Genomic DNA, 13018 nt, shown 5'->3' with positions numbered 1-13018 from the left:
TTTAATTGGATAAACAAAACTAAATACAAGGGCTATGCACGAGGTACAATAATTGGTATTTTTAGGATAAAAAACTGGTAAACTTCACACCTACAACTTCTTTATAAACAATTGTTATACAAGTATTTATACTAAGGAAGCCAACCAGTTAGAATATTGGATGCTGTAAACTCTTCAGCCTCTGCATCCGTCAACTGTTTGGACCAATTTACGCGCGAATTTGGAATAAATCCTTCTCCAAAGTTTTTATACTCGGCGTAGCGGACAGTTTGTTTGTTAGCCTCTTTACCCCAAAAATCCCAGCCTGTGGGCTTTATTAACGCAGGCAAATTACAGTTGATGAAAACAACGCTGGCGTAAGGGCGCCACGGGCGACCAAGAAAGTAAGACACCCCTTTATCGCCACTTATTTTACAATTCAAGAAAACGTAGCCGAATTTGGAACTTTGCGGAGTTGAGGCCGCTGTGATAAACTGCCCGCCGGTTTTACAATAAATTTGGCAGTCTTTAAATAAAGCTGTTGCCGCCCCGAAAATAAAATCTGTAGTACCTTCAATGTAACAGTGATCATAATATTGCCTAGAGCTGTCGCCATGGGTATACAGCGTGTCTTGAAAACCTAAAAATCTACAATTTTTAAAGTGCGCTTTATCTCCTGTTACACGCATGGCTACAGCTTGCCCCACCGGGCCTGCGGAATTTTCAAAAGTGATATTTTCTGCACTAAAACCTTCGCCATACACTAAAAACGAGGCAGAGCCAGACGTACCTATATTATTACCGGTGCGGTCTTTTTTTGATGCATAATCATCATAAGTTAATATGGTTTTAAAAGGATCTTCGCCCAAGAGTTTAATGTTGTTTTTCCGCTCGGGAACCGTGATCTTTTCTTTGTAAACTCCGGGTTTGATAAAAATCACTGTATGTTGGGCAGGGTCATCTGGCACAGCGTTGATGGCAGCTTGTACGGTTTTATAGTTGCCACTACCGTCTTTGGCCACAATTAATTTAATATCCGCGCAAGCGAATTTTGCCAAAAAAACGATAAGGCAGGTAAGCACTAAATTTGGACGTAGCATTTAAGTTATGGATATACTAAGTGAATTTATTGATAATGCTTATCTACAATATGTTTAACTAAACTATTGATATAAACTTCAATGTTGGTGTAGCCTGTGCTCAAATCAAAATCGGAAGAGTTTGCCTTTTTAGGATCCAGCTTGTTTGCAATTTCCCAGTCGTCGGGCATCCCGTCATGATCAGTATCTTTAGGTGCCGGGGCAGAAGCTAAGTCCGGCCAAGCGCCAACATCTGTTTGGGTATCAATAATACCGTTTTTGCTCCCGTTAGAACCATTTTTATAAAAGGTGCCGTTGCGTGTATGTAAAACAGTCCTGGCATCCACTTCATCGCGTTTTAACGAGGCTCCTGCAAAATCCAAAACGCTGGCAAATGCTTTTTGTGCGGTTTGAGTGCTTACGTTATTATTGGTAGGATGCGGCGAGCTGAGTTTCATTTTAGCTTTATCAGCTTCTGAAACCGTGCCGTAACTACTATGAAACTGATTAAAAACGCCGTATGTCCAATTGTCATTGCTGGCGTTTGTACTTCCTTCTACTACATTGCCGCTGATATAAAATTTGCCCCAAATGTCGTAAACCGCAGTTCCCTCATTTTTATTTTTATCGATAGAAAAAATGCGGTCCTTTTTTGCGGTAGCTGGCCCGGGCTTGTAATAGTTATTTACCAGATTAATGTTCATGGCCTCGCCACCGTAGGAGCTGTTATTGCCCCAGTTGTAGATAACATTATTGCGGTAATCTACCAAATCTGTTAAAGCGAAAATATCTCCGGCATACTCACCAAAGCGTGGGTTACGGCTATCATGGTTGGCCATTAAATTATGATGGTATGATGCATTTTTACCGCCCCATACGCCTCCGTAGCCATGCGCACCTTTATCATGAACAGAATTTCTTAAGCTTTCTGCAATGATACACCACTGCATGGTGAAATTTTCGTTGGCGTAAAAAGACACACATTCATCTGTTGACCAGCTCATAGAGCAGTGGTCCACCATAATATTTTTATGGAACCTTCCGCCAAAAGCATCGCCCTCTACTTTGCCGGCATCGCCCATCCTAAAGCGCAAAAAGCGGTAAATTACATTATCGGCGTCATTCACTACGTCGTAATTTGCTATGCAAACGCCATCGCCTGGTGCCGTTTGCCCAGCAATGGTTAAATCGCCGTTTTTAATTTGCAAGCGGCTTTTTAACATAATTGTACCCGAAACTTCAAAAACGATTATCCGTTTGCCGCTTTGGTTAATTGCGTCTCTCAAGCTTCCGGTGCCACTGTCGTTAAGGTTGGTAACTTTTATCACTTTGCCCCCACGGCCACCGGTGATATCTTTGGCAAAACCTTCGGCACCGGGAAAAGCCAGCGCTTGTTCTTGCACTTGCACAGGTTTATCGTCTGGAATTGCAGGGAGTTCTTCTTTTGTACTTTGTTTCTTTTTGCAGGCGATTACTGTTAAAAATAGGCATACGCTAAGCAAAGTACCCAAACTTTTGGCGAGGGCATTATAATGTTTCATATATAAACTTTTTTAGGGTTAAAATGCAGGCTGGGGTAATAGGATGTAAAAAGCGCCCGTTTAACCGGGCGCCATTAGCTTTCATTTACAACCTCCAGCGTGGATCTCCGGCGTTACTTCTCCCGGCAAAACCGTTGTCTTTAATTTTGAAGTTAAACACAGCTGGGTCTGTAAACACTTCAGTTGATGGGCGCGAGTGGACGGTCAAACCCGAGAAGCTGGTATCGGTAACTAAATCAGACAGCGCAAAGCTGTTGCTGATGTCAACCGTGACCCCGCTTGCTGCTCTATAACCTTTAACGCTAACTCCTTTTCCCACATCATAGCCTATCCCAAAAATCGAATTTAAAATTTTTATGCCTTGTGCAACGTTAAAAGAGCCCATGTCTATTAGGTAATTACCGCCAGATGGAGCTTCGTTAAACGTACAATTTTCTACTAAAATTGATTGTGCGGCACTTTTGCTGGCCACAAACTTCTCGATTTTTGCAAAAGTTGAGTTGGTATACACATGATGGTTAATAACCGCGCCCGCATTATCTGCGTTTGCCACTCCATAACCGCTTATTCTGGTTACCGTTGAATTATTGATAACGAAGTTATCTACCGTTACTCCGCCGGTTTTAATACGCATTAAACCTCTAAAATTTGAAGCAATGCAGTTGTCAAATTTTATGGTGCCTACATTGCAGGATTGGCTAATGTTTAAAACATATGCAGAAGCATAACCGTCATCTGTGGTTAATGTAAGGTCCCTAAAGATTACAGAATCTACTGTTGCACCACTTTTGAAGTCGAAATTAGATGGCAGCTTAATAATCGCAGGTTCTGGGTTTACCGGATCGCTGCCCCCAACAAATGTTAAAGTTTTGTCTATCTGGTAAGCGCTTGTGATATTGTAGGTCTCGCCTTTCTTTAAGATGATGGTACTGCCTGATTCAACCTTTGGCAGGGTGTCTATTAATACGTTAGGTCTTCCTTCAATTTCTCTTAAATCTACTAAGGTGCCAGCGTAAGAGGCTTTGGTAGTATAAAAATTATAACCCCGCAGTTTGGCATCGCTGTAAAGTTCCAAATAATATTTTGTTGCGGCTTGCAGGCCCGATACTAAGCGGTAGCCTTTACTCCGGTCGTTATCAGTCAGCGCGACCTCTTTCACTAAGGTAGTTTTATCTTCTTGATACACCTTTATGGAGGTTACCGCGGCGCCTTCCGTTCTCCAGCTCATCTTCACGGCCGCATCAGAAACGTCGGCTAATACAGGGTCGTTCAAGATAGTGGGGAACTTTGGCGTTTTAATCTCACCTAAATCGGCGTAAGCAGAGCTTTTACTGGTATCGGCCGCAATTCCTTTCACCCTTACTTGGTAGAGCTGATCGTACAGTAAGTTTTCGAACAATGCGTAATTTGTGTCTACGTCCATAGTAGCCGCAATTGTTTTAAAGCTATCAATGCTCAGTTGCACGTTATATGCTACGGCATCTTTTGAAGATAGCCAGTTTACCTCGATGTAATTGCTAGGGGAAACTAAGCCGTCTTTAGCCAAGGTTGGCCTAAAAATACGCGGTGCGTCTGCCATCTCTTCTTTTTTACAGGCAGACAATAGGATGATGCTTAACAGGCAAAATCCTAGGATATTTTTCAACTGTTTCATGTTTGTTGTTTTGTTTGTTTACAGTTATCAAAAGCTTGTGTTTTTTTGTAATTCGGTTGTCTAGTCGTAGCCGTATCCGCTGTTGTTTATTACGCCTAAACTGCCTGATATCACACTGCTATGCACTGGTAGTATATAACGCAATGGCGCTTGGCCGGTATCGTCTTGGTAGCCCCTCCAGCTTACCAATACGTAAGAAGCCGGGCCTGATGTCTTTGTGTCATACAATCCTTTTAACCAAGTGGCTTTCAAATACCCTTCGGGGTTGTCGCCTTTATTGGGAACATCTTTCATGTTTGCCGGCTGTGCGATTTTTTTGTAACGGTTTAGGAAAGTAACGGTTCTATCAGAGTTGATCTTGTAGTACAGATAATCCGGCAAATCCGAGTAGGCGCCCACACCTGCATTGGCGTCTTCTCCCATCTGCTTTAATGCGTTGCGGGTTTCAGCAACCTTTTCTCCGTATAAATTCCAGCGCTCTAAATCGTATTTACGGATACACTCGCCGCCAAACTCCCAAGCACGCTCGTTTACTATTGCATTGAAAAACGCCTCTTTAGTAGTTAGATTATTGACGTAGGTATCAACTTTCTCTGTCATTACTGTTGATGAAACACCTGCAAAAGCTCTGGTGCGCACGCGTTTTAAAGCTGCAGTTGCTATACTGTTGGGGCCGTTGTTCAACTCGTTTTCGGCTTCTGCCAACATTAACAGCACGTCTGAGTAGCGCATCATCGGCCAATTGATACCGGTCCCTTTTGCCGATGCAGAACCCAGCGGGGTTGGCACTTTTAAGCGGTTCCACTTGTTGGGTGCAATAGAGGTTACCGCCGTAGGTGTCTGCTGTAAAAATTTATCGTAATAGATGATGGAGCAGGTTGCTTCTAACCTTGTATCTAAGGTATCAAAAGAGTGGTAATATGTAGGCGTAAGACTTAAATAATTGGATCCGGCGCCGTAAGGATGGTCGCCACCATCAACACGTACCCCGTTGCACCAAGCCACATCTCCAAAACCGGGCTGAAAAGCAACTTCAAACAGCACGTCCTCATTGTTAACCACTTTATATTTGTTTTCGTTCTCAAATATCTGCGCAAAGCTTGGTGTTAATATATGAGGTTTTAGTGTCTCCAACTTTTGGCAATAGTCACTTGCTATTTTATAATATTTCAGATAATCGTCTTTCCGGCGCATCTGGTTATCTGGGTATAACCAATAACCTCCGCGCATTAATGCTAACTTAGCTATCATACCCATCACATACTCGCGGTTTATGCGCTCAATCCCATAGTCCAACTGGTCTGCCCACATCATCTTAGGCTCAATCTCGATTAAATCGTCAATTAAAAATGTTAAAATGGTATCACGGCCGGTACGCGGCAAATAAAAATTGTCTCCGGCACGTGTTGGCTTATGGCTAAAAGGCACGTCGCCCCAATGGTTCATTAATGCGTAATACCAATAGGCCCTCAAAGTTTTAACTTCTCCTAATAATTGCTGAAAACCTGGCGTTTCTGCCAAAGAAGATTGCATTAAACCCTCCTCGCATAAGTTTGCGCGGTTTATAGCGCTATAGGCATTGTTCCAAACCGTTCTTAAATCGTTATTGGCATCCGTTGCCTCAAAAGACCAGATGTCGCGGCGCGAGTTATCCGGGCTGGCGCCAACGCCGCCAACCTCTACATCACTGTTGCCCGTAAAATTGTTGGACAGCCTGGAGGTAAAGGCATCTTGGTTGAAAAGTGCATATACGCTGTAAACTGCCTTGCTAGCATCGGACTGGTTGCTGAAGATGTATTCTTGTGTAAAATCTGAAGCAGAATCATCTGTTGTTAGGAATTTTTTGCAAGAAACCGTACTTAGGCAAACAGCCGCAAGTAGTAAAATGTATTTTGAATATGTTTTCATACTGTTTCTATTAATCAAATTAAAAGTTAAGATTTACGCCAAAAGTGAAAGTCCTGCTTTTTGGGTACGATGAATAATCAACTCCTGGTGTTAACTGTGCATAAGCGCTGCTCCTGGTTGAACTTACTTCTGGATCATAACCGCTGTAATTGGTTAAAACAAACAAGTTATAACCGGTAGCGTATATGCGCAGTTTGGACACACCGAACTTTGAAGTAAAGGATTTTGGTAAAGTATAGCCTAGGGTTACATAGGTTAAACGAAGGTACGAGCCATCCTCTACTGCATCTGAAGAAAACACCGGAGATGCCGAGCCCGATGAAAAAGGCGACCAAACTTTGGCGTCCTTATTCAGCTCATTAAGTGCTGCCAAATCCGTAACTAACGCTCCGTCTCCATCAATATATTTATAGCGGTCCGCGTAGTTCATGCGCTGCAATAAATTGCCATAACTGCTCCTGTAATACATATTAAAAGATATCCGTCCGGTGTTGTAAACATCATTGCCGTAGGACCAGTTAAAGAAAGTTGACATATCAAAGCCTTTGTAGGTGGCATTTACACCAAATCCGCCGGTATGTTTCGGGATAGCATTTCCGATAATCTGACGATCTTTATCCGCGCTGATCGTTCCGTCATCACTTAAATCTTTAAACTTCATCACCCCCGGCCGTACGCCAAGAATACCGCCTCCCAGGTTTCCGCTGTTAACCACGCCGGGCTTAAGCGTATAAGTGTTTTTAACCGGGTCATAAGATTCAAAATCATCAGCAGTATAAAAGCCGTCGCTAACGTAGCCGTACATCAACCCAATTGTTTTCCCAACTTCAAACAGGTAATCGTCCTGTGTTTTTAAGTCGGTACCTGCCCAGTTAGACTGTAGCGGACGGCTGTCATTGCCGTCCAGCTTTAAAATTTTCGGACGGTTTGCCCCGATGTTGAACGTTGCAGATAATGAAAAATCTTTTTTGTTGATGAGGTTTCCGTTCAAAGACAACTCCACCCCTCTGTTTCTGGTTTTGCCGAGGTTTACGTTCTGTTCTGTAAAACCTGTGCTAGATGGAATGGCGTTCCCAATTAACAAACCTTTTGTGGTGTTGTAATAAAAATCGAAAGTACCGGTAAGCTTGTTTTTGAACAAACCGAAATCAACACCGATATCATTGGTAACGTTGGTTTCCCATTGCAAGGCGGGGTTCGGCAAAGATTTGTTGGCCACCACATAATATGGCTGTGCGATATCGCCTGCGCCATAAGGCCTGTTTGTAGACGGCTCAAAAGTAAAGAGGTACGAGTTGCGCGGGATTCGGTTATTGCCCGACGCACCGTAGCTGGCGCGGAGCTTTAATTCGGATATGAATGTTATATCTTTCATAAAATCCTCCTCAGACACTCTCCAGCCGGCAGATGCTGCCGGAAAGTAGCCCCATTTATTACCGGGAGCAAACAAACTTGAACCGTCTGCCCGCAAACTTGCCGCAAAAAGGTAACGGTCTTTGAAAGAGTAATTTACCCTACCGAAAAACGATGATATATTCTGTCCTTTGTAAACAGAGGTTTCTGAACGGTCCGGCGTACCTAACTGCATATTTGCAAAAAGCACTTCCGGGCTTACGCTTATATCAAAATACTTAGCCCGGCGGAAGGCATCGTTACCAAAAGCAGATAAAATCTCTTGCCCCAATAAGGCCGTAAAATCGTGGTCCTTGCCAATTCCAAATTTGTAATTAGCCGTGTTTGTAAAACGGTAGGTTTGCCCTTCGCCTTCGGTGATTTCGCCCAATGGCAGGTTTCCGCCCACGTTGCGCGACTCGCCGGTTAAAGGCCCATAATATCTTTGGTTATTTCTTAAATTATAAGAGGTAGCTATTTCGCTTTTCAAGTCCAGCCCTTTTATTACGTGCCATGTTAAAGCCCCGTTCATATTAAGCGCTTTATCTATTCGTTTTCTGTAATCTTGCTCTGCTAAATCAACCGGATTAATCAAACTTTTCAAAAACTGATCGTAGTCATCGTCTCCGGCAGAAGTTGGGTCTATCACGATATTGTCTGCTATACCATTCACAGGGCGCGTCACCACGCCGTCTGAAATACGGAGACTTGAGCTTCCCGATGTACCTGCGCCACGTATCTCATTATTCGTGTAGCGCACTCCAGCGTCAAACCTTAAGGCTTTTGAAATATCGTGGTTAAGCTTAAAATTTAAGTAAAGGCGCTCAACACCAGATGTAGCTAAAAGACCTTCGTCTTTATTATAGGTCGAGTTAAAACTCAGCTTTGTTTTTTCCGAGCCACCTGTCAGGCTTAAACTATGCTGCTGGCTGTTTGTCCCCTGGCCGAAAAGTTTATCCTGCCAGTTGGTGCCTTTCTGGTATTTATAAAGATCTAAGTCATCATAAACACCAAAGTATTGGGTAAATTTTTTAAAGTCCGAAGATGTTTCACCGCGCAATAAAGCGTATTCGTACTGCGCTAGCACAAATTCATACGGCGACAGTACATCTAGCTCTTTTGGCAAAAACTTGCTTTGGCTGTAGCCATTATATGAAATAGATGTTTTCCCCGCTTTAGGGCTTTTTGTAGTTACGATGATAACCCCATTACCGCCCCTGGCGCCGTATATAGCGGTAGAAGACGCATCTTTCAATACGTCAATACTTTCGATATCTGTGGGGGCTATGTTGCTGATATCGTCAACAATGAACCCATCAACAATATACAACGGAGAATTATCTTGTGTGATAGAACTTCCTCCCCGCACGCGAATAACTATTTCTGCGCCCGGAGCACCGTCAACTGTACCTACCCTCACACCGGGGATTCGGCCGGTGAGTGCTTCGGCGATGTTGGATACAGGTGTTTTTTCGATTTCCGTACCTTTTAACGAGCCTACGGAAGCCGTCAGGTCTTTCCGGGCTACCGTTCCGTAGCCGATAACAACCACCTCATTAAGGTTGCTAACGTCCATTTCCAGCTTTGCGTTAACTTCCGAGCGTTTGTTCACCGGCACTTCAGCGGTTTTATAGCCCAGGTACTTGAATTGTAGCGTGGCGTTATCCGAAACTTTCGCCAAACTGTATTTGCCGTTAATGTCAGTCTGCGTAGCTAAAGAGGTACCTTTTACAGATACCACAACGCCTACCAAGGTTTCGCCACTTGTTTTGTCTGTTACGGTGCCCGTAATTGTTTTGGTTTGCCCAAAAACAATCAAATTTGTTGTGCACCAAATAAATAAAAGCAGTAGGATTTTTTTACTCATAATAGTTGGTTGGTTTAAATTCAAAATGGTTCAATTTGCCTCTCTCTGTTTAAAGGCTTGCTATTTAGTTGTTGATTGTTGTTTTCTCGGATGCTATAATCGTTTTCTTGCAAAGACTGTATTTTTTGTCGGGATTCTCAATCGCGTAAATCAGTTTCTCGGCTGCCGTTTTCCCAATTTGAAAAGCGGGCTGCCGAAACAAAGTTGGTGGCGGGTTTATAAAAGGTGAGATTTCTGAATTATTGAATCCGGCCACTTTAACTGCATTTGTCAAAGAAAGCTTATTTACAATTTGTAAAATGGCCAGGGTTGTTTCTTCACAAAGCCCAAAAACAGTATCAGGCAAGCGACTTTCTTTTTGGGCGTCTGCTAAAATTACTGCTAAGCTATCAAGCATCTGTTCTCCTGTACCGCAGTAATGGGTATTGATGTCGTTAGCATCCAAACGGCTCGCTATCCATGCATCCCGAAATCCGCTAACGCGATCTTGAACAATTTTTGCATGCGCAACCGAAGCGATAATGTAAACTTTCCGGCATCCTTGCGATATAAATTCCTCGGCAGCTTCTGCAGCGATTTTCTTATTGTCGGCAACAACGCATTCTGCCATTGACAAGTCCGCAATACAATTAAAAAAAACTAGAGGATCTCCCCCGTCAGTATATTGTTTAATGTGGGATAAGTTATGGCTACCTGCGGCCAATGCCATTAGAACACCGTCCACTTTTTTTTCTTTTAAATGCCCAATACTTTCTGCTTCGCGTACAGCGGAATGGTGGCTTTGGCAAATAACCACATGGTAGCCTTTGCTGTAGGCAACAGACTCGATGCCGTTTATCGCCTGCGCGTAAAATGTGTTACGGATGCTTGGTATCACAACGCCAATAGAAAAGCTACGGCTAACTTTTAGGCTAACGGCAAAGGGGTTTGGCACGTAATTCATTTTGTTCGCCCGTTCTTTCACCTTCCGTTTAGTGTACTCGCTAATTTGATAATTGTCAGATAAAGCACGTGAAACCGTAGAAACAGACAAGCCCAACTCAAGCGCGATATCTTTTAAGGTGTTTGGTTTGTACATGTTTAATTTTTGGTTTATGCGTTTGCACTAAACTGCCGATATTTATTTAGGCTAGTTTGTTCAAAAGTGTATTTGTTTTATAATGGTTGCTCCCCTCGGCAATCGGATGCCTTGGTGAAACAAACTTAGCCAGAAGGGCAACAAAAAGGGTTTCAAAATTGGTACAAAAGGTTTAATTTTTGGTAAATTATCGCCTCTCAGGCCTTCCAACGTCGTTTTCTTGTTTAAAAAAGGATTTGACTAGGACGACTAATTATATCAAATTGCATTTATTAAAAAACGGCTTAAAACAAAAAGGCGCTCCCTCTCGGGAACGCCTAAGTAAATTATCGGTAACTTTTACTGTTGGGCAAATCCGTATCCGTTTGTAATTAAACCGTTCGATTGTGTTATAGTAGCAGAAGATAAAGGCAATAGATACCGAGGCGGTACACCGCCCGCTACATAACTATCAGGATAACCCTTAAATACGCTGGTAGTATATTGGTCTTTATTTGTAATTATATCGGCACCCCAATTGGTTTTGACATAGCCATCTGCTAATAACGCAGCAGCTTCGGTGCTAGCCGGGTCTATATATCTGAACAAACCCTTAATTGCCAAGTTACGTTTTCCAGAGCTTGCTGTAAAACCTTGGGCTGTCCATAAATCGCAATTGCCACGCCAAGCCGGGAATTTCACGGGGTATTTTGCATCGGTGCTAGACACGTCTGTACTAGTAATTAACATTTTACTCATTCCTAAATCTGCAACATTTACAGCTTTCACATAAATGTACTTAGATATGGTATTCCCGTTAGGGAAGGTATAGTAGCCATCTGTTTGCAAACCATTAACCATAGCAATTTGTTGATCTCTCACTTCCTTAATTTTGGAAGGAAGTTTTCCGGTTCTTATCAAATCATAGCGTCTTAAGCCCTCACCAGCGAATTCTAATTTCCGCTCTTGCTGTATGGCTTCTTTTAATGCATCACCGCTTAGACCGGCAATATAGGCGGTTACCTTTGTAGCTTGGTCTGCCGCAGAAAACGCTCTACTTCTAACTTTCGTTAATTCTAACTTGGCATTGCCCTCCTCTCCCAGTTCAGCTTGTGCTTCTGCCAGCATTAGAATGACATCTGCCATACGCATCTGAACCCAGTTTATACCAGAATTACGTTGGGCTTTAGTGTAAGGGTCCGCCATTCGGCTCTCGTCCCACTTGTTGTTAGGCAAGCCACCCTTCTCCCTAGATCCGGGCGTAAATGATATCAGCTTTTCCGAACAAGCGCCTGAATTAGCTGTAACGGTTGCGGTAACATCTCGGCGCAAGTCTGCTGGATCAAAGTCACCATAATAAAATGCCGGATAAAGCCTGCTTTGTCCATAAGATTTACAAGGATACGCATTTGAACCTCCACCGCCTGACGGTCTGCCAAAAGCATACGGTCTTTCACTTACCCCGTTAGCACGCGTGATACCCACTTCATAAAGTGATTCTGGGCTTGTCACCAAATTCATATTGTACTGAAAATTGTACTGGAACGGATTGTTATAGCCTGCACCGCGCGGGTCAGTTGTAATCAAATAGGCAGAGCCGGCATAGGTTAATGCATTTTGCAAATGTGTTTGCGCCTTTTTATAATAATTTTTATAATCTGTACGCCTAACGTATTTAGCTTCCCATTTTTCGGTACCCAGTTGCTGAAAAGTTACATCTCCATAATCAAAATCTGTCCTGCGCAAACTATAACCGCCCGCAAATAGCGCCATTTTTCCGATAAAAGCTTCGACAAAAGTTCTGGAAAAGCGCTCGGCATTCACGCTTCCCTGCCCAAGGGGATACATCAACGGTGCAACTTTCTCCAAATTAGCAATTTCCCCGTCGTATATAATATCTCTAGAGGTTAGTGTGGAGCCGTCTGTTTGGCTGGCTACGTAAATTGGTTCGGTAAAATATGGTACATCGCCAAAGTATCTAATGAGATTAAAATAGCAATAAGCTCTAAATGTTGCTGCCTCACCGTAAAGCTGGGTCCAAGCGTTAGTTGTGTTGCCTTTTACTGCGCTTTGGTAATTCGCATTTTTTGCGATAGACGCCATTACAATGTTAGCTCGGTTGGCTAACTTATACAAATTCAATATTGCATTGGTGGAGTTTGCGTAATCAATGGGGATTTCGGATGCATATAACCCTTCAGGGATATGGCGGGTTTGTGCATCATAAGTTTCAGGATGGCATTCGGCGTCTGAGCCTACAACGTCAATATCATAAAACAAACCGTTGTTAGCTTCGCGCCAGATGTCATAACAACCTATAATCACCTTATATGCTTCTTCTGGCGATGAAAACACAAAATCTTCATCCACACTTGATAACGCTTTCGCATCTAAAAAATCTTTTTTACAAGAGAGGTTTGCAACCAGCAACACACTCAGTACAAAACAAAATATCTTTTTCATCTGATTATTTTTTAACGTATTTATAAATGATGAAGGCATGTCCTTATGTCGGCGAAAACAGTTGCCAGAGGTCAACCC

General features: G+C 42.9%; 7 protein-coding genes. All 7 read right to left on the bottom strand.

Annotated features, from left to right (window positions below):
• Nucleotides 1-131 precede the first annotated feature (131 nt).
• The 7 genes from BCY91_RS07590 to BCY91_RS07560 all read right to left on the bottom strand — a co-directional run bounded on the left by BCY91_RS07590 (nucleotide 132) and on the right by BCY91_RS07560 (nucleotide 12940).
• Nucleotides 132-1079 carry a pectinesterase family protein gene (locus BCY91_RS07590; RefSeq protein WP_120181354.1) on the bottom strand — a complete coding sequence of 316 codons (948 nt, stop codon included), beginning with the start codon at nucleotides 1077-1079 and terminating at the stop codon, nucleotides 132-134.
• Between the two features lie 26 nt (nucleotides 1080-1105).
• A complete protein-coding gene (locus tag BCY91_RS07585; protein WP_220699454.1) occupies nucleotides 1106-2599 on the bottom strand; it encodes a pectate lyase family protein in 1494 nt (497 codons plus the stop codon).
• Between the two features lie 85 nt (nucleotides 2600-2684).
• Nucleotides 2685-4253: a DUF5123 domain-containing protein gene (locus tag BCY91_RS07580; protein WP_120181353.1), complete on the bottom strand. Its 1569-nt coding sequence runs from the start codon at nucleotides 4251-4253 to the stop codon at nucleotides 2685-2687.
• Between the two features lie 60 nt (nucleotides 4254-4313).
• The gene (locus BCY91_RS07575; protein ID WP_120181352.1) at nucleotides 4314-6161 is read right to left on the bottom strand and encodes a RagB/SusD family nutrient uptake outer membrane protein; all 1848 of its coding nucleotides are present in this window, start codon (nucleotides 6159-6161) and stop codon (nucleotides 4314-4316) included.
• 19 nt (nucleotides 6162-6180) lie between these two features.
• Nucleotides 6181-9420, bottom strand: a complete 3240-nt coding sequence (locus BCY91_RS07570; protein WP_120181351.1) for a SusC/RagA family TonB-linked outer membrane protein — start codon at nucleotides 9418-9420, stop codon at nucleotides 6181-6183.
• 64 nt (nucleotides 9421-9484) lie between these two features.
• Nucleotides 9485-10498, bottom strand: coding sequence for a LacI family DNA-binding transcriptional regulator (locus tag BCY91_RS07565; protein WP_120181350.1), 1014 nt, complete (start codon nucleotides 10496-10498; stop codon nucleotides 9485-9487).
• 339 nt (nucleotides 10499-10837) lie between these two features.
• Nucleotides 10838-12940: a RagB/SusD family nutrient uptake outer membrane protein gene (locus BCY91_RS07560; protein WP_120181349.1), complete on the bottom strand. Its 2103-nt coding sequence runs from the start codon at nucleotides 12938-12940 to the stop codon at nucleotides 10838-10840.
• Between the last annotated feature and the right edge of the window lie 78 nt (nucleotides 12941-13018).

Origin of the sequence: Pelobium manganitolerans, from assembly GCF_003609575.1 — a bacterium.
Classification (GTDB): domain Bacteria; phylum Bacteroidota; class Bacteroidia; order Sphingobacteriales; family Sphingobacteriaceae; genus Pseudopedobacter; species Pseudopedobacter manganitolerans.
Note: the sequence above shows the minus strand (reverse complement) of the source record. Positions and strands in the feature narration are given on the sequence as shown.